Origin of the sequence: Pedobacter frigidisoli, assembly GCF_004331675.1 — a bacterium.
In the GTDB taxonomy this organism is placed as follows: Bacteria; Bacteroidota; Bacteroidia; order Sphingobacteriales; family Sphingobacteriaceae; genus Pedobacter; species Pedobacter frigidisoli.
Window position 1 is genome coordinate 1 of sequence record NZ_SJSN01000021.1, and the last position, 18839, is coordinate 18839.

Below are 18839 nucleotides of genomic sequence, written 5' to 3' on the forward strand. Positions count from 1 at the left end.
GGAAGAGTATAACGGGTAGAGCGCGGAATTTAATGAAGATGGGTGTAGTAAAGTCAAGGGCTTATCAGTTGTCTAATACCCGTAAGGGGTACTGTAGGACTGCAAACAGCCCGACATTACTTACAACCCTCGACAAGAAGTTCTTTATTGGCCTTGGACTAGATGGATTCGCAAATTATTACTATTGGAAAACGACACACCAAACGAAGTTATTCTAGCAAACCGCTGTATACCGAACGGTACGTACAGTGGTGTGAGAGGACAGATAGGGAACTAATCCCTATCTTCCTACTCGATAAGCAAGTTTAATTAATAAAAAAACAAAAAAGCTACCCTTTCGAGGTAGCTTTTTCAGCGGAGAGTGGGGGATTCGAACCCGCGGACCCTTTAACAAGTCAACAGTTTTCAAGACTGCCGCAATCGACCACTCTGCCAACTCTCCGCGACAAAAGTACAAATCCCATTTAATTCTACAAATACGGATTATGTTTTTTTTATATAAAATTGATAATTGCTTAACACAGAGCGAGAAAAAATTACTTCTTTCTTAGGTTTTCCTCTATAGGATCTGATTTCTTGAAGAGATTGAACGTTGGCCTAATAATTTTCACACTTCTTTTACTTACATCTACACTTGCATTCAGCTCAAAACCAATAAGCAAGATTAGTGAGTTCAAGTAAAGCCAGATCATCACCACGATAAGTGTACCAATGGAGCCATAAACCTTATTATATGAAGCAAAATGATTTATGTAGAAAGAAAAGCCCCATATGGTTAAGAACGCAAGAATGGTTGCAAGCCAAGAACCAGCACTAAATAGTTTCCATTTTTTAGTGTGCGATGGTCCGTAACGATAAAGTATTGATATAGTAATGAAATATAGAATTGCCAAAAGTGCCCATCTGGTAAATTGGATCGCGTAAACAGCCAAGCTATCTTTAATGTGCAACTCGCCTTTGATGTAGTTTAGCAGAATTTCTCCTAATGCCATTGCACTTATGCAAACAATGATAGAGATACAAATTACCGAGGTAAGGATAAATGCAATTAAACGCTGCTTTAACCAACCTCGTGTTTCTATAATTAACGATGATTTGTTAAAAGCTTTCATCAGGTTTTTTACACCATTGGTAGCAAAAAAAATAGCTGATAGAAAACCGAATGACAATAAGCCCGTGTTTTGATTTTTTACAATATCCTTTAATGTAGATTCAAATGCATCATAAGCATTATGTGGAAGCACCAACTCTATCAAACTTAATAATTGATCTTGGAAACCCCTTATTGGAATAAATGGAATCAAGGTGAATAGAAAAATAATACCTGGGAAAATAGCCAGCATAAAGCTATAGGCTAAGGAAGAGGATTTATTTACAAGCGTATCTTTCCCAATTTCCCTAAAGAAAAATGTGGCAACCGTATACAATGGAAGTGGGCTAAAGCCAGGCAAAACGCAACTTTTAGTCCATTCGATAAATTGCGAATAGATTTTAAGGTGTAATAATTGCTTGTGTAACCATTCCATTTTTTACTATTGATTAAAAAATACCGACAACTTTTCCATAAAATTTTCGGGAGGATTTGTAGGCTTATTTTTCTTCATATCAACAAAAACAAGTGTTGTTTCGCCAAGGTTTATCAATTCTTTATTTTCGTTATACAATTCGTAATTGAAGAAAATTCGGATGCCTGGCAAAGTTTTTATTGTAGTTTTAACTGTAATCTCTTGATCGTAAAGGGCTGGTTTAATATACTTACATTTTAATTCTAACACAGGCATCATAATTCCATCAGCTTCCATAGAACTATAACTCATACCTAAACTACGCAACATTTCTACACGACCAACCTCATAATATTGTGCATAATTTCCATAATACATATAGCCCATTTGGTCGGTTTCGCCATAACGAACCCTAATTTTTGTACTGTGGCTATACATTATCTAAAAATATTTCTTTTGTTTAAAGCTTCACGATATTTTTTTGCATTAATTTCATGCTGCGCCTTGTTCTCCGCAAAATTATGGTATCCAGAAAAATCTTCCTTTGCACACATGTAAATATAGTTATTGGTATCACGATTCAATACGGCATCAATTGCATTAATACTTGGCATCATAATCGGGCCAGGAGGCAAACCAGCATATTTGTAAGTGTTATAAAGCGATTGGACCTGTAATAACTTGCCTGTTACTCTTTTTACTGTAAAATCATTATTTGCGAAAATCACAGTTGGATCTGCCTGCAATAGAATTCCCTTATTTAACCTATTCAAGTATAAGCCAGCAATTATTGGCATTTCCTTATCATAAAGAGCTTCGGCATCTACAATGGATGCTAAAGTATAAACCTGTGCTGGAGTTAAATTTAAACTTGCAGCTTTTTGTTTACGATCTGCATTCCAAAATTTATCATATTCCTTGTGCATACGCTCAAAGAAATCGACAGGAGAGATATTCCAATACATTTCATATGTGTTAGGAATGAACATTGCATAAACATTATCCTGATTAAATCCATATTTACTTATCAGTGCTGTTGAATCCAGCAACTTAATAAAGCTAAGCGAATCGGCTTCTAAATTATTAGCTAAGTAGGCTGCAAAGTTTTCCTTTTTACGGATATTTTGAAATTTAATTTTAACTGGCTCTTGGTTACCAGCCTTGATCATATTCACTAAAGTACGGTTAGTCATCCCTTTCTTTAAACGATAGCGACCAGCCTTAACATTTGTTGGCAAATTCATTTTTCCTGCAGCCGTAGCAAAAGATGAAATGCTTTTTACAATATCTTTCTTTTTCATTTCAGCAACCAATTCATCGTAATCACTTCCTGTTTTTATGTAAAGGAATTTTTGATTTTCGGTAACGTTAGCAGCAAAATAAACCTTGTAAAGATTTAAGGCAAAATATCCGGCAATTAAAATAATTACTACAGCAATTGCTATAATGGCTTTTTTACCGGTACTCATATTTTTTTTTTCTATTTCAGTCATGTTATATTCTAGGGTATTATTGTTCTTTATTGGATAAGGTGATATTAATTTTTGTACCGATGGCAACTTTCGATACCGAATCTGCAGGCATTGGATCTTGCTTCGTAATAATGGCATTTGCACTGTCAATAATAGCTCCTTCGTAAATGATAGTTCCTAAACTGAGATTAGATCCTTTTAAGCTGAACTTCGCCTCATCTACTGTTAACCCAACTAATTGCGGAACATCTACTTCTTCATTGCCTCTTCCATCGCCCAATACCAAGTTAATTCGCGATCCAACTGGTACAACATCTCCTGGCTGAATAGGAGAACCACCAAATGATGCTTCTAAAACAACATCTCGACTTACATCGGGTTTGTAGGTGGTATCGCCCAGCTTGAGCCTAGAACTTTCTATAATCGCTTGTGCCTCTCGCAAGGTTTTAAACGCAATATCTGGAAATTTTGTATTCGGAATTTTTCCGGCATTAATGGTTAAATAAATTGTTCTATTATCTTTTACGAACGTATTCGGATCGGGATCTTGATCTATAACAATTCCAGCGGGTTGATCCATAATGAAAACTGAATCCACCTCGTATTTCAAACCAGCATCTTCGAGTTTTCTTACAGCCTGTTCAAACGATAGGCCTTTAACCATTGGTACATTTAAGCCCTGCCCATGTTTGGTGTAATATCTTAAACTGAAGAAAGCGATAAGTAATAGGCCAACAACGGTTAAAACTGCAGCTAAAATATTGTTCCTAAAGGATTTGGTTTTTAAATAATCTATAAATTTAGACATGAATCTTAAATTCTGGGGTTATGCATACAAGCTCAAATGTAGTTATTTTAATTAATGAGTGAATTAAGGAGTGATCCATAATTGAATAGTTCAAGTATATTCCATCAATTTCTATCCATCAAAATTAAACAATGCGCAAAGATATTTATATTTTTGAGGATAATATTTACATTCAATTTCTATTTATAAAAAAGGATTTTCAACATGAAAAAAACGATAGCATTGTTAACAGGCGGTACCACTGGTGAATGGGTTGTTTCAGTAAAAAGTGCAGCTACAATTGCCCAAAATATTGATGCTGATTTGTATGATGTTTATAAGATTATGTTAAATGATAAGGGCTGGTTTTATGAACCTGCTGATTCTGTTAAAATAGAAATTGATAAAAACGATTTTTCATTAACCTTAGATGGTCGTAAAATAAAATTTGATGGTGTTTTTATTGCTATTCATGGCTCGCCTGGTGAGGACGGAAAACTTCAGGGCTATTTCGATATGATTGGAATTCCATACACTACATGTGATGCCTTAACTTCATGTATTACGATGAATAAAGGTTATACAAAGGCAATTGTAGAAGGAATCAATAACTTGTTTACAGCTAAATCAATACAAATATTTAAGAATGGGGATTACAACATCAGCCAGATTAAGCAGGATTTAAGATTGCCTTATTTCGTTAAACCAAATAGTGGCGGTAGTAGCATTGGTATGAGTAAAGTTAAACATGCCGATGATTTAGATAGTGCTCTTGAAAAGGCTTTTAGAGAAGATACGCAAGTTTTAATTGAGGAATTTGTAAGTGGTAGGGAGTTCTCCATTGGTGTTTACAGCGCAAAAGGCGAGGTTACTGTTTTACCAACTACTGAGGTTATCCCTGCAAATGAGTTTTTCGATTTTGAGGCAAAATACACGCCTGGTGCTACACAAGAAATTACGCCTGGCAACATGAGTGATGAAGAATATGCAAGGGTTCATCAAATTATAAAAGACATTTACAAAAAACTAAATTGTAGAGGTGTTGTTCGTATAGATTATTTTTTGGAACACGAAACTGGGAAGTTTTATTTTATAGAAATTAATACCATTCCTGGGCAAACGTCCACTAGTTTTATTCCTCAACAGGTTGCCGCTATGGGATTAACACTAAAAGAATTTTATACTAGCTTAATGAAAGAAACCTTGGGTTAATCATTTTCCTTTTAATAGAATGGACATACAAGAACTCTTAAATAGAGGTTTTAGGGTAAAAAAATATCGTAAAGATTCAATCGTTTATGAACCAGGAATGTTACCAAAGTTTGTTTATTTCATAAAATCTGGCGAGGTAAGAATGGTTACCGTCAGTGATGATGGAAAGGAATTTATTCAGGGTATTTTTAAAAGAGATCAATATTTTGGTGAACCGGCCATAATTGTAAATAGGAGATATCTGGCTTATACTATTGTGAGTAAGGATGCAGAAATCATCCCTGTTGGTAATAATGATTTTTTCAATCTGATAAGGAATGAGCCTAACTTTTCTACAGACTTGATCCAAACATTGAGTAATAGGCTTTTCTATAAATCGATGATGCTCGAAGAACTAGCTAACGAGAAAGCTGAACATCGATTACTCACCATTATAAATTACCTTACTAACGACATCGAGGTTGGAGAAACCTTAAAAATTACCAGACAGGAACTTGCCGATATGACTGGTTTAAGAGTGGAGACTGTGATAAGAGGAGTAAAGATATTGGTAGATAGAGGATCGATAAAGTTAAACCGCGGGAAGATTATCAAGATTTAATTTAGCGTATCCAACCTTTTTATCTTCATGTTGTTCTATTAATATGATGCAGATCATAATTTAACCTTTTTTCGAACCGTAAATTTGCCTCATAAATAATTTATATAATTATGGCAGAGCTTTCTAAATTTCAAGCTGTATTACAATGTAAGTGTCCACGTTGCCGAAAGGGTGATATTTTTACAGGCAGCGCTTATGCATTCACACTTCAAAAAACCAATGTTTATTGTCCGGTTTGTAACTTAAAGTTCGAACGCGAACCTGGCTTTTTCTATGTTGCAATGTTTGTGAGCTATGCAATGAATGTTGCCGAAATCATCACGATTGGTGTAGCTTCTTATGTATTAGGTTTACCGTTGGTTTACGAAAATCTATGGTATTATGTAGGATTGATTCTTGCAGGTGTTTTGCTTTTATCTCCAATAAATTATCGCTATTCGAGGGTTGTTTTATTGCACTGGTTAACGCCAGGCTTGGGTTACGTACCCGGAAGCGGCATTAATAAATAAAAAATGCCCGATTTTTCGGGCATTTCATTTACTTTTTCATAGGATGCTGAACATATTCTGACCAATGAACAACTTTTCCATTTTTTAATTTAAAATCGTTAAAGAAATTTACAGTATCTGTTTTGCCATCTTTCATTTCTGAAGCTTGTGTATACCAAAGACTAACATATTCCTCTGTTTTATCTTTACTGATAACTGACTCCATATCCTCCAGCATAATCTTAATGCTTTTAAATTTATCCATTTCATGCTTCGCCTCTTTCAAGAATTGGCTACTTGTTCCTTTAAATTCGTAACCGTCTACATTAAGCTGTAAACTATCCCCTAAAAGTGGTTTTAAAGATGTTGTATCAAGATTAGCAAAAGCTTTTAGCGCACTCATGGCAACAACCATATTTTTGCTGTCTGCATTCATTTCCCAATTTCGATTTTTTTTGGGTGTATAAGGATATTTTGTTGTGTCTGCAGTTGCAGAATCAGTTGTTTTAGCTTCTTTATTTTGGCAAGCAGCGAAAAATAAGGCAATAACAAATAGTGATGAGATTTTTTTCATAATAATTAATTTAGGTGATTTAGTTAAATAAATATACCTAATTATCTGAAAACTAAATAATTGATTAATTTTTATTTTCGCTAAGAAATTTAAAATAGATTGAAAATTTTAAAGCTTATGGTTATTCAACGGCTTTTTAAAAATACCGAAGCAAATATTTATTAAGAAAAGCAACTGACTTAAACCAAAAATTAAAGTAATCCAATTCAAGATTCTTCCGAACGGGTCGGTAGTAAAAATAAAAATTACAATTGAAAAAAGCATAATCACGATGTGGAGGTAGCTTAGCATAAGCAGATTTAAATACCTGTTTAATAGTTTATAAAATATGCTGAAGATAAAAAGAACTATGGCTATCAATCTTAAAAACTGAATGAAACCAATTACATAATAGGTGTCTGATAAGTTTACTTCGATTGTTTCTCTGGTGCCGAAGAAAGAAGCAATAAGAAATAACGTAGCGATTAAAACTAAAAAATTGTAGGGCTTAAAAATAACTGCCATTTTAAGTTTTTTCTATTATTTTAACCAAAGCCTTAACTTTTTCAATTGAAGTTAATTCATATTGATATTCATCTTCAAAACTTCCCATTTTACTTTCTATATTTCTAAATGCCATTTTGCTTGCTACAAAAGATTTAGCCGAAGCATGAAATTCTTTAGCACCAGTTTTATCGATAAGTTCCTGAACGTTATTTTCATTTATTCCGGCGCCAGGCATCATAGAAATTCTTCCGTTAGCTTGTTTTACAAGTTTGGCTAAAGTTTCTACTCCATCAATTGCTGAGTTTGCTCCACCTGAAGAAAGTACCCGAATAATTCCCAATTCAATTAAATCTTCCAATGCTTTTTCCATGTTATTACTCATATCGAAAGCCCTGTGAAAAGCAACGGGAAGTGGTTTCGCCAATTCAATTAATTCAACGCAACGGGTTTTATCTATGCTTCCATCAAATTGAAGTATTCCAATAACTATTCCATCACAATTTAATGATTTGCAAATTTTTATATCTTCTTTCATCAAATTAAACTCAATAGCAGAATACAAAAAATCTCCACCGCGTGGACGGATAATTGGCCACACTTCGATAGTTAAGTTTTTCTTAGCTAAGGCAATCTGGCCAAAACTTGGGGTTGTTCCGCCCTCGGCTAAGTTATCGCATAATTCAACTCTTTTAGCTCCACCAATTTGGGCAGCAAGAGCCGATTCATAACCGTTTGCACAGACTTCTAAAATTCCCCCAGCCCCCGAGGGGGGATTTGAATGGCCGTCGTTAAACCCCTCCGCCCCTAAAGGGGAACCTGAATTTCCACTGTTCATGTATCGCTAATAATCTACTGTTTACTATTGCTATTCCCACCTTGCTTTTCGCTCCCCCTTTAGGGGGCTGTGGGGTAATAACTTTTCCCTTTAATCAGCAAATCTTGCTTTTCAGCATTACAAACTGCATAGCTAAATCCCTGCTGAATCGCGTAAGCACCATATTCGCCTTTTTTATTGATGGCTAAAAAGCCGACCTGAATATTTTTTGCGGTTTCAGGCTTCTTTTTGATGATGCGCATAACGGCTTCTTTGCAAGCAGCTTCAGGTGTATAGCCTTGACGCATCAATTCAACAACTAAAAATGAACCCACATTGCGAACAACTTCTTCGCCAACACCAGTAGACGTTGCGCCACCTACCTCATTATCAACATATAAACCTGCGCCAATAATCGGACTATCGCCAATTCTGCCATGAAGTTTATAGGCCATTCCACTGGTGGTACATGCGCCTGAAATATTTCCCTTGCTATCAATGGCAAGCATGCCAATAGTATCGTGATTATATTGATTTCCTGGTAATTTTTGAGGTGCTGCTTTTTCGTAAAGCTTATTTTCGATATTCATTACCGGCTCATATTTGGCTGTTTTTAGCCATTCTTTCCAGGCCTTTTCGCTGGCAGGCCTAAGTAAATTTTCTTTTTTGAAACCTTGTTCCAAGGCAAATTGCAATGCACCATCGCCGGCAAGCATCACATGGGGAGTTTTTTCCATTACTTTACGGGCGACTGAAATAGGATGTTTAATATGCTCTAAAGCTAAAACAGCACCACAATTTCCCAACTCATCCATTATACAAGCGTCTAGGGTTACGTGGCCATCTCTATCAGGTAGGCCCCCATAACCAACAGACTGATTTTTTTCGTCAGCTTCGGGCACCCAAACACCTTGTTCAACTGCATCCAAAGCTTTTCCGCCATTAGAAAGCACTTTCCAAGCATCAGCATTTGCTGCAATACCAAAATCCCATGTCGAAATTACGATCGGCAAATTAGCGTTACGATTTGATGGGGATGGAATCGCATCAGCAATGCTGGTTTTATCAATTGCTAATAATCCAGCGGAAAGGGCAGTGGCTTTTATAAATTTACGACGGTTGAACATCTTTGTTAAGAGGGTTAATCGGTTATTAGTTAGAATCGGTTAATTGTGAACTCAAAATTGATAACTGTTAACTGATAGTAAACTTGTCAGCATCTTTCAAGAATGGAAATTGGCGTCTAATTTTAACCAATTCCTCGTAATTTATGGTAACGGTATACATATCTTCATCTTCGGGTTTGTAGTAAACTGTGCTTCCATAAGGGTCGATAACCATCGAATGCCCACCATGGTAGATTTGATTTCCATCGTGGCCGACACGGTTTACACCAATTACATAACTTTGGTTTTCAATCGCCCTTGCAGGAATTAAAGCACGCCAATGTGCAGAACGTTTATCAGGCCAGCTGGCTACCAAAAGCAAAATGTCGTATTCTTCATTTACGTTACGCAACCAAACTGGAAAACGCAGATCATAGCAAATGGCCAATCTTATTTTCCAGCCCTTTAGTTCAACAATAAGTTTATCACGTCCAGAACTGAAGTTTTTATCTTCGTCGCCCAAGCCAAATAAGTGGCGTTTATCGTAATATTGGTTGTCGCCATTTTGTTCCATCCAAATTAAGCGATTGTAATAATTTCCATTTTCTTTAATAATCAAACTTCCAGTAACTACACAATTGTATTGATGCGCCATTTTCTGCATCCATTGCATAGTTTTTCCACCCATTTCTTCAGCCAGAGCTTCAGAATTCATGCTGAAACCACTATTAAACATCTCGGGCAAAATAATTAAATCAGTTTTCTCTCGAACGCCCATTGATAATCGGAGGGCCAGATTTAAAAGGTTTTTCTCTATGTTCTCCCAAAAAAGATAAGCCTGAAAAATGGTGACTTTCAGGTTTTCTATCTGAGTATAAACAGGTGCTTCCATATGTTTAGTGTTACGGGATGATTAAACATTTTTTAACTTCTCTGCAGCCAAAGCAAGGGTTGAATTTTCTTTGGCAAAACAGAATCTTATAATTTTATAGTCGGTTGCTTTTTGGTAGAATGCCGAAACAGGGATGGTGGCCACTCCAAATTCTTTAATCAACCTCATGCTAAAGTCTGTGTCCTTTTCATCGCTAATTTTGCTATAACTCGCACACTGAAAATACGAGCCCTTACAAGGTAATAGCTCAAATCGGCTGTCAGCCAAAAGGCTTCTGAAATAATTTCGTTTATTTTCAAAAAAAGCGGTTATTCCAATGTAATTGCTTGGTTCTTTAATATAATCGGCAATGGCTTGTTGCATCGGACTATTAACGCTAAAAACATTAAATTGGTGTACTTTCCTAAATTCTTTGGTTAATTGTTCAGGAGCGAGGCAGTAACCAAGCTTCCAGCCAGTAGCATGTAAAAGCTTACCGAAAGATGCCACAATAAAACTTCTTTCTTTCAATTCAGGGAATAGCATTACGCTTTTATGTTTCCGTTCATCGTAAATTAAATGCTCATAAACTTCATCGCTAAGAATTAAAACATCTGTTCCGTTAATCAACCTAATCAGCGCTTTCATATCCTCTTCGGATAAGATACTACCTGTTGGGTTTTGCGGAGAATTTAAAATAATCATCCTCGTGCTTGATGTAAACAGCTTTTTTACCATATCCCAATCAATACCATAATCAGGCGGGGCCAGCTCATAAGTTTTTACCAAACCACCCAAAAGTTTAATTGTGGGCGCATAACTATCGTAAGCGGGCTCGAAAATAATAACCTCATCACCAGGGTTAATTATCGCAGCTAAAGCGGTAAAAATCGCCTGCGTTCCGCCCGCTGTAACTGTAATTTCTGTATCGGGATTGTATTTAACATTGTATAACTTCTCAACCTTTTCGGCAATGGTTTCCTTTAAGAAATTGTTGCCTGGCATTGGTGCGTATTGGTTAAAACCATCTTTCATAGCCTTAGTTACCAGCTGAGTTAGCTCCGGATCGCAAGGATAATCAGGGAAACCCTGAGATAAATTAATGGCATTATTTTCTGCTGCAAGATTAGACATTACTGAGAAAATGGTAGTACCTACACCTGGAAGTTTCGATTGTATATTCAACATGATATAAGCGAAAATAGCAAAAAAACCTTAAAGCTGCGATTGCATGATAAGCTTAAGAATTTGATTAATCTTTTTTGGAAAGCAATTCCAGTGGTTATTGGGTTTAGGTTGGCCCCGCTGTTCACTATAGCCCACGCCGTCCCGATGAAAAATCGAGACATGGCTAACGTTACCGTCGGGTTTAAGTGGCTTGGTAGCCAAACCTATTCGTTATTACAAGGCGGCAATCTATTTGTATGAAAAAGGTTGTGAGCTTAAATAGGAGATTACCATGATAAATAAATTTGCATTTAATATACCAATCGGTATATATTTGCATCGTCAATTCGAAATATCATGACCAAAGCAGAAAAAACAAGAAATTTCATTGTAGAGAAAACCGCACCCATTTTCAATATGAAAGGTTATGCAGGTACTTCTTTAAATGATATTACTGCTGCTACGGGCTTAACAAAAGGAAGTATTTACGGCAACTTCTCCAATAAAGATGAAGTTGCACTTGCAGCGTTTGACTATAACTTTAAAAGTAACGTTTCAAAAATCGAGGTGGAGATAAGTAAGCAGGATACAACAAAAGGAAAACTTCTGGCTTATGTAAATATCTATCAAAGCTTTTTGGTTGGTGGAATTTCTCAGGGTGGTTGCCCGATTTTGAATACGGCTATCGATGCTGATGATACACATCCGGCGCTCCGTGAAAAGGTTTTAAAAGCTGTTTTATCCTGGAAGAAAAGCATTATCAAATTGGTAGAGGAGGGAATTTCTACAGAAGAAATCAAAGTTGATAATAATCCCGAGCAAATCGCATTAACAGTTATTGCCATGATAGAGGGCGGCATCATGATATCAAGGCTCACTAATAAACTCGATAACTGGAACTTAATCATGGATTCATTAAAAAAATATATCAATAGCCTAGGCTAAAAAATTTTAATCTAAAATATACCGATTGGTATATAATAAAAATTACAAATATGAAAACTTCACAAAACACAGTATTAATTATCGGCGGAACAGCCGGTATTGGCTTAGAAATTGTAAAACAGTTAACGGCTTTAAACAATCATGTAATTGTTACAGGTAGAAATAAAGAACGCCTTGATAGCGCTTTAGCGGGTATAAAAAACGTTACAGCCATTCCTTTTGATGTAAGCAAGGCGGGAGAAGTGGATAATCTCGTTGAACGAATTGGCAAGAATTTCCCTAAATTAAACATGGTTATTAATAATGCTGGTAGGGCTTTGCTTTACAATCTGGCCGATAACAATCAGGATGCTTTTGCAAATGCTGAAGATGAAATGTTAACCAATTATTTGTCCATCATCAGAATTAATCAAAAATTATTGCCCATTTTAAAGGAGCAAGCAGAATCAGCAATTGTAAATGTTTCTTCGGTAGTGGCTTATGTACCAGGCATTACTTTGCCAACTTATGCAGCCAGTAAAGCTGCTTTGCATTCTTACACAACCTCATTAAGATTAAGTCTTGAAGTTACTTCCGTTAAGGTTTTTGAGTTGATGCCGCCATTGGTTGATACCGAATTTTCAAAAGAAATTGGTGGCCATAACGGTATCAAACCATCTGTTGTTGCCGATGAATTTATCGCAGCATTAGAGAAAGATGAATTCGAAATCAGGGTAGGTGACACTGCAAAAATTTATGAGTTGTTCCGTCAATCGCCAGTTGATGCTTTAAACGTAATGAATGCGAATAGAAAAGCTTGGATAGAATCGGTTAACTAATCAATTAAAAATAGCAGGAATGAAAAAGAAAATAACATTTGCCTTTATTATGGCAATCTTTACAACAGGAATCGTAACCTTTGCAGCAATCAGTGTGAACCTTGGTTTTACACCAAGCTTCCTTAAAATCTGGTTGAAATCATGGGGCATTTCTTATATAGTAGCCATTCCTGCTATTTTAATTATCAGTCCGAGGGTGCAATTATTCGTCGATTATCTATTTAAGGATAGCGACAAAAATTTAATAAAATGAAAAGAGTAGTAGTAACAGGTTTGGGTGCAATGACGCCGCTAGGAAATACCGTTGATAGCTTTTGGCAAGACATTCTTGCTGGAAAAAGTGGTGTAGGCCCAATTACGAAGTTCGATACGGAAAAATTTAAAACTCACTTTGCTGCTGAAGTAAAGGATTTCAATCCTGAAGAATTTCTGGAGAAAAAAGAAGCAAGGAAATTTGATACGTTTACACAATATGCTATCTTATCGAGCGACCAGGCCATAAAAGATTCGGGATTGGATTTCACTGCCATGAATGATGAGCAATTGGCAGATGTAGGTGTAATCTGGGCAACTGGAAATGGCGGAATTTCAACTTTTGAACAACAGCTGGAAGAATTTCATAAGGGAGACGGAACGGCAAGGTTCAGCCCTTTTTTTATACCGAAAATGATTGTTGATATCGCAGCAGGTGCAATTTCCATTCGCCATAAATTGCGTGGACCAAATTATTGTACAGTTTCGGCTTGTGCATCATCAAACACAGCAATTATAAGTGCTTTCGATACCATTCGTTTGGGCAAAGCAAATGTGATGATTGCTGGTGGCTCTGAAGCTGCAATTACCAAATCATCTGTTGGGGGTTTCAATGCCTCCCAAGCTTTATCAAAAAGAAATGATGACCCACAAGGTGCGTCAAGACCGTTTGATAAAACACGAGATGGTTTTGTAATGGGTGAGGGTGCTGGTGCTTTAGTTTTAGAAGATTTGGAACATGCATTGAATCGCGGTGCTCATATTTACGCGGAAATTGTCGGCGGCGGAATGGCTGCAGATGCTTATCATTTAACAGGAACACCACCCGATGGAATTGGCGCAGCTTTAGGAATGACCAAAGCATTGAAAGATGCAGGAATTTCGGCGGATAAAATCGATTACATTAATGCACATGCAACCTCAACAGGTTTAGGTGATTTAAGTGAATTGAATGCTATTAAAACTGTTTTTGATGGTTTACCAGTTGTAATTGGCGCAACAAAATCTATGACGGGTCATTTATTAGGCGCAGCGGGAGCAGTTGAAAGTTTAATTAGTATTTTGGCTATTAGAGATGGAATTATTCCGCCAACCATCAATACTAAAAACTTAGATGAAAACATCCCGAAAGGATTAAACATTGTGCTTGGCGAACCTGTTAAAAAAGAAATCAACTATGTTTTAAACAATACTTTTGGTTTTGGCGGGCATGTTGCAAGTACCATCTTCAAGAAATATACTGATTAACATCGGTATTAATACTCATAATAAATTTATGTTCATTCCATTTAGGTTTATACAATCAAAGTAGTAATTTTGGTTATCCTGAAAATCTTAAGAAACATAGCTGATTCATCTCAAACCATCTTTAAGATATTAATGATGGCTTTTTTATGTGCCATAAGTTTTGAGTCAGAGGCGCAGATTCAGGAAATCAGAAAAATCCAAAAAAATCTTCCATTTGTTAAAAATGAAAAGGCCAAAATAGACGCCTGGAATACTTTAGCATCGCTTTTTACACAAAATAAAAGAGATTCGGTTTTGTACTATGCAGATTTGGCTGAGAAACACGCAACTGCCATTAATTATGTAGCGGGCATTGCTAAAGCCTCGAATTACAAGGGCGAATATTACATGACGCTTAATAATTACCTCTCTGCTAAATATTACAATAAAGCATTAGAGTTATCTAAAAAAGCGAAAGACACATCGATAATTTGCGAGTCGATGAATAACATTGGTGCATCGCTATACATCGACCAAAATCAAAAATTGGCCATGAAGTATCTCTATGATGCAGATGATTTGGCAAAAAAAATGCAAAAAGATTCGATAAGGTCTCTGCTTTTGCTAAATATGGCCGGGGTTGATGTAAGCTTAACTGCTGAAAAACGGGATTCAATAAGTTCCTTGGCTTTATCTATTGCTAAAAAATATAAGGATGAAATAAAAATACTTCAGTACGCAGATGTACATGCTAGAACTTTGTATAATCCATTTTCGGGTCTGGTTACATTTTTAAAGGCAAACATTGCAAAAGCAGATAGCATGGGCAATACAACCATGAAAATTCATTTTCTACGTCGCCTGGCCGAAGCTTACATCATAAATAAAGACGGCACTAACGGCGTAAAGTATTATGAAGAAGCCATTCAATTATGCAGGGAAAATAGCTATCAGGTAATGACAGCGCATATACTCGGCGAGCTTTTTAAATATTACCGCAGTCAAGGCAATATGGAACGTTCTGGTTATTTCGCCGACCAAATGGTTCAGGAATATCAGAAACTAAGTGATGTTGCTAAAAAATCGGGTTTTAATTATGTGGATTATGTGATGAGCCCAAATAACCTTAAGGTTGAGCAGGAGCGAGCTGAAACTCAAAAGCGAATCATTATAGTTTTTTCTATATTAATTGCACTTACTTTGCTATTGTTGTTTTTTGTTTACCGCTCTTACAGGATAAAGAAAAATTATGCTAAGGTTCAGGAAGAACTTCATGAAAAATCTAAAGAACGCGAAGCTGATTTAGCGGATAGAGAAAAATTCTACAATACGATTATCTCGGTGATGGCGCATGATTTACGTTCCCCTTTTTCTTCGATTATGATGGCTTCAGACTTATACACCATGGGCGGAGATACTTTATCTGAAGAAGAAAAAAACCAGATTATGGTTAAAATGAAAGACATTTCATTAATGAGTATCCAATTTATGGAGGGATTACTTGCATGGGTAAAATCGCGAATGGATGGTTACGTTTATCAGGCTAAAAGCTATAATTTGAATCAATTGGTTTTAGAGGCTAATGCTTTTTGCTTAAATGAGCAGGAGAATAAAAACATAAAACTTGAATTAAAATCGTCTGCAAACGACCAAATACAGGGAGATAAAAATATGCTGCTTTTTGTATTTAGGAATATTCTAAGCAATGCAACGAAGTATTCAGGAATGAGTAAAGTTATCACTGTTAATTTAATTGAAAAGCAAGGAAGTTTATTGCTTTCCTTTACCGATTATGGAATCGGAATGACTGATGATGGCTTGAAAAACCTATTTAGCTATCAAGAGAATGCAGATTCTAAAACTGGAAAAGTTAAAGGCGCAGGCATCGCACTTACCATTTGTAAAGAAATGATTGGTAAAATGAACGGAAAAATCTGGGCCGAAAGTATTAGAATGGAGGGCTCTACTTTCTATATTTCCCTGCCTCATCAATAATTTTTACTTGTCCATTAAAAGATTAACAATTTCTTTAAGTTCTTCTATCTCTTGCTCCAACTTAGCCACACGGTTTTCTAGTTCAGAATTATCTACAGTGATAGCTGCGATTGCCATTTCATGTTCATTTGCAGTTTCTTCCGCTTGTTCTCCAAGCAAATGAACAAATCTGGCCTCTTTTTGTCCCGCCTTTTTGGGTAGTAATTTTACAAATTTTGGCTCCTCATCAGATAACTTTTGCAGTTGCTCTAATATTTCTTCAATGCTTTCAAACTCATATAATCTTCCAGAATTACTATTGATTTCGCCTGGCGTTAGCGGTCCGCGTAAAAGCAAAAGACAAAGGATAGAAAGCTCTGATGGAACCAAAGGATAAACAATTCCTAAATTATGTTTGTATTTAATTACACGGCTCGAACCACCTGTAGCTGTAGATATTAAGCCTTTAATTTTTAAAGAATTTAATGTCAGTGTAACCGTTTCCTCATCATAATTTACCACAGGATTTCTAGAGCTTTTTTGATTACAAGCCGCCGTTAAACTGTTTAAAGTCATCGGGTAATAATCAGGTGTGGTTCTGCTTTTTTCAATCAACGAGCCTAAAACACGTTGTTCTTCTGCGGATAAATCGGGTAACGGTTTAATATCTTCCATTTGCTAAAAATAGAAATTGAGTTAACATTTACGAAATTATTTTTATGGAATTAGCTATTTCTTTCTGTTAATGCCTAATGCGGGTATCATTCTTACGCAGCTGGGAATCTTAAAACTTTGCAGACTTTAGTGTGCCAAACCCTCCACCTTTAAACCCTCAACTTTCCACCTTATTAGAATTATTCTAAATATCCAAATCAAGAGATTTTTAGTTTTAGATTAACGAACTTTAGAAACAACAACATCTCAAAACATATTTTATGCAATCATCTGATAAGAAACCTAATCAGGGCGACAGCAGGCGAGACTTTTTAAAGAAAAGTTCACTCATCACTGCAATAGCTTTAACACCATCTGTAGCGCTTAAAGCTGCAGAAAACCAAGCCGATGAACGTTTCGCTGAACTTTTTGAAAAAATACCGTTAAATCTTACTGTAAATAATAAAGCATACAAAACATCAGTTGAGCCTCGGATTACGCTTTTAGATTACCTGCGTGAAGAACTTCACTTAATGGGAACCAAAAAGGGTTGCGACCATGGTCAGTGTGGCGCTTGCACCGTTCATGTTAACGGCGAACGAGTTAATTCTTGTTTGAGTTTGGCGGTGATGAACGAGGGGAAGAAAATTACGACAATCGAGGGCTTGGCCAATGGCGAGGAATTGCATCCGATGCAAGCAGCATTCATTAAACATGATGGTTTTCAATGTGGTTATTGCACACCCGGACAAGTTATGTCGGCTGTGGCTTGCGTTAAGGAGGGACATACCAATTCCAGAGCAGAAATTAGCGAATACATGAGTGGAAACATTTGTAGGTGTGGGGCTTATCCAAACATAGTTGATGCAATTGTTGAGGTTTCGAAAGGAGGAACTAAAGCATGATAAACTTTCAATACTTAAGAACTACCACGGCAAAATCAGCAATAGCATTGTTGTTGAAAGATAAAAACTCCAAGTTTATCGCCGGTGGAACAAACCTTATCGATTTAATGAAAAGAGGTGTAACAGCTCCTGAAAAGTTAATCGACATTAATCACGTTCCGCTAAAACAAATCGAGCTTGTTGGCGATAAAGTTATAATTGGTGCATTGGCATCAAACACAGCAGTTGCAGAAAATTCTCTGATAAAAGAAAAACTGCCATTACTAGCGATGGCATTAAACGCTGGCGCATCTGCGCAGTTAAGAAATGTGGCAACAGTAGGTGGGAATATGATGCAACGCACAAGATGCGGCTATTTTTACGATATCGAAATGCCTTGCAATAAACGCCAGCCAGGTTCTGGTTGTGGTGCTATTGGAGGCTTTAACAGGATGCACGCCATTTTTGGAACATCAGATAAATGCATTGCTGTTCACCCAAGCGATATGTGTGTGGCGTTAACTGCTTTAGATGCTGTTGTGGTTCTGGCAAATGCTAAAGGCGAACGGAAGATTCTATTTAAAGATTTTCATCGCCTTGCGGGTGATACTCCGCAGTTAGACAATAACTTAAAAGCAGATGAAATGATTATCCGATTGGAAATCCCAATAAATAATTTGGTTAAAAATTCTCATTATTTAAAAGTTAGAGATAGAGCTTCGTATGCTTTCGCATTGGTTTCTGTGGCTGCAGGATTAGAGATTTCCAATAATAAAATCACGGATGTTCGCCTGACGATGGGTGGCGTGGCACACAAACCTTGGCGTTTAACGGCATCTGAAAATTTCCTCAAAGGGAAAGAGGCAACCGTTGAAAACTTTGAGCAGGCCGCAAAATTAGCCATGACGGATGCTAAGAGTTTTGGAGAGAATGATTTCAAACTTCAAATGGCTCCAAATTCAATTATAGAAGCGTTAACCGTTGCAAAATCTAAAGCGTAAT

The 18839-nt window shown here is 36.5% G+C and carries 20 protein-coding genes and 1 tRNA gene; 10 read left to right on the forward strand and 11 right to left on the reverse strand.

Translation table 11 applies throughout. From position 1 onward, the window contains the following. Positions 1-355 precede the first annotated feature (355 nt). The 5 genes from EZ449_RS20000 to EZ449_RS20020 all read right to left on the reverse strand — a co-directional run bounded on the left by EZ449_RS20000 (position 356) and on the right by EZ449_RS20020 (position 3785). Positions 356-442: transfer RNA gene (locus EZ449_RS20000), tRNA-Ser, on the reverse strand. 94 nt (positions 443-536) lie between these two features. Then, positions 537-1526, reverse strand: a complete 990-nt coding sequence (locus EZ449_RS20005) for a YihY/virulence factor BrkB family protein (RefSeq protein WP_131562267.1) — start codon at positions 1524-1526, stop codon at positions 537-539. Positions 1527-1532: 6 nt separating this feature from the next. Continuing rightward, positions 1533-1943: an acyl-CoA thioesterase gene (locus tag EZ449_RS20010; protein WP_131562269.1), complete on the reverse strand. Its 411-nt coding sequence runs from the start codon at positions 1941-1943 to the stop codon at positions 1533-1535. Further along, entirely contained in the window at positions 1943-2998 is a 1056-nt protein-coding gene (mltG, locus tag EZ449_RS20015) for an endolytic transglycosylase MltG (RefSeq protein WP_131562271.1), read from the reverse strand. The genes EZ449_RS20010 and mltG overlap by 1 nt, the downstream gene beginning before the upstream one ends. 16 nt (positions 2999-3014) lie before the next feature. Then, a complete protein-coding gene (locus tag EZ449_RS20020) occupies positions 3015-3785 on the reverse strand; it encodes a PASTA domain-containing protein (RefSeq protein WP_131562273.1) in 771 nt (256 codons plus the stop codon). Between the two features lie 204 nt (positions 3786-3989). Between EZ449_RS20020 and EZ449_RS20025 the strand changes: the two genes are divergently transcribed. From EZ449_RS20025 to EZ449_RS20035, 3 genes are all read left to right on the forward strand, one after another. After that, positions 3990-4976, forward strand: coding sequence for a D-alanine--D-alanine ligase (locus EZ449_RS20025; RefSeq protein ID WP_131562275.1), 987 nt, complete (start codon positions 3990-3992; stop codon positions 4974-4976). 19 nt (positions 4977-4995) lie between these two features. Next, complete coding sequence (locus EZ449_RS20030; RefSeq protein WP_131562276.1) at positions 4996-5577, forward strand: Crp/Fnr family transcriptional regulator; 582 nt, start codon at positions 4996-4998, stop codon at positions 5575-5577. A 110-nt stretch (positions 5578-5687) separates the two neighbouring features. Next, entirely contained in the window at positions 5688-6086 is a 399-nt protein-coding gene (locus tag EZ449_RS20035; protein WP_131562278.1) for a DUF983 domain-containing protein, read from the forward strand. 28 nt (positions 6087-6114) lie between these two features. On the opposite strand, the gene EZ449_RS20040 is transcribed toward EZ449_RS20035, so the two are convergent. The 5 genes from EZ449_RS20040 to EZ449_RS20060 form a co-directional block, all read right to left on the reverse strand. Beyond that, complete coding sequence (locus tag EZ449_RS20040; RefSeq protein WP_131562280.1) at positions 6115-6639, reverse strand: hypothetical protein; 525 nt, start codon at positions 6637-6639, stop codon at positions 6115-6117. 505 nt (positions 6640-7144) lie between these two features. After that, entirely contained in the window at positions 7145-7960 is an 816-nt protein-coding gene (locus EZ449_RS20045; RefSeq protein ID WP_131562282.1) for a copper homeostasis protein CutC, read from the reverse strand. A gap of 59 nt (positions 7961-8019) precedes the next feature. Further along, positions 8020-9066 (reverse strand): N(4)-(beta-N-acetylglucosaminyl)-L-asparaginase, encoded by a 1047-nt coding sequence (locus EZ449_RS20050; RefSeq protein ID WP_131562284.1) that lies wholly within the window; start codon positions 9064-9066, stop codon positions 8020-8022. 67 nt (positions 9067-9133) lie between these two features. Next, a complete protein-coding gene (locus EZ449_RS20055) occupies positions 9134-9937 on the reverse strand; it encodes a nitrilase family protein (RefSeq protein ID WP_205943042.1) in 804 nt (267 codons plus the stop codon). A gap of 21 nt (positions 9938-9958) precedes the next feature. Then, the gene (locus EZ449_RS20060) at positions 9959-11104 is read right to left on the reverse strand and encodes a methionine aminotransferase (protein ID WP_131562286.1); all 1146 of its coding nucleotides are present in this window, start codon (positions 11102-11104) and stop codon (positions 9959-9961) included. A gap of 336 nt (positions 11105-11440) precedes the next feature. Between EZ449_RS20060 and EZ449_RS20065 the strand changes: the two genes are divergently transcribed. The 5 genes from EZ449_RS20065 to EZ449_RS20085 all read left to right on the forward strand — a co-directional run bounded on the left by EZ449_RS20065 (position 11441) and on the right by EZ449_RS20085 (position 16320). Further along, positions 11441-12028, forward strand: a complete 588-nt coding sequence (locus EZ449_RS20065; RefSeq protein WP_131562288.1) for a TetR/AcrR family transcriptional regulator — start codon at positions 11441-11443, stop codon at positions 12026-12028. A gap of 50 nt (positions 12029-12078) precedes the next feature. Continuing rightward, on the forward strand, positions 12079-12846 hold the full coding sequence (locus EZ449_RS20070) for an SDR family oxidoreductase (protein ID WP_131562290.1): 768 nt from the start codon (positions 12079-12081) through the stop codon (positions 12844-12846). A gap of 19 nt (positions 12847-12865) precedes the next feature. Continuing rightward, positions 12866-13099, forward strand: a complete 234-nt coding sequence (locus tag EZ449_RS20075; protein ID WP_131562292.1) for a DUF2798 domain-containing protein — start codon at positions 12866-12868, stop codon at positions 13097-13099. Beyond that, on the forward strand, positions 13096-14346 hold the full coding sequence (fabF, locus tag EZ449_RS20080; RefSeq protein ID WP_131562294.1) for a beta-ketoacyl-ACP synthase II: 1251 nt from the start codon (positions 13096-13098) through the stop codon (positions 14344-14346). The genes EZ449_RS20075 and fabF overlap by 4 nt, the downstream gene beginning before the upstream one ends. Positions 14347-14478: 132 nt before the next feature. Then, on the forward strand, positions 14479-16320 hold the full coding sequence (locus EZ449_RS20085; protein WP_131562296.1) for a sensor histidine kinase: 1842 nt from the start codon (positions 14479-14481) through the stop codon (positions 16318-16320). A 3-nt stretch (positions 16321-16323) separates the two neighbouring features. Here the strand turns inward: EZ449_RS20085 and EZ449_RS20090 are convergent, their stop codons facing one another. Continuing rightward, a complete protein-coding gene (locus EZ449_RS20090) occupies positions 16324-16974 on the reverse strand; it encodes a YceH family protein (protein ID WP_131562298.1) in 651 nt (216 codons plus the stop codon). A 260-nt stretch (positions 16975-17234) separates the two neighbouring features. On the opposite strand from EZ449_RS20090, the gene EZ449_RS20095 reads away from it, so the two are divergent. Together EZ449_RS20095 and EZ449_RS20100 are read left to right on the forward strand one after the other, a co-directional pair. Continuing rightward, positions 17235-17858, forward strand: a complete 624-nt coding sequence (locus EZ449_RS20095; protein WP_131562300.1) for a (2Fe-2S)-binding protein — start codon at positions 17235-17237, stop codon at positions 17856-17858. Continuing rightward, complete coding sequence (locus EZ449_RS20100) at positions 17855-18838, forward strand: FAD binding domain-containing protein (RefSeq protein WP_131562303.1); 984 nt, start codon at positions 17855-17857, stop codon at positions 18836-18838. The genes EZ449_RS20095 and EZ449_RS20100 overlap by 4 nt, the downstream gene beginning before the upstream one ends. Position 18839: the final 1 nt, after the last annotated feature.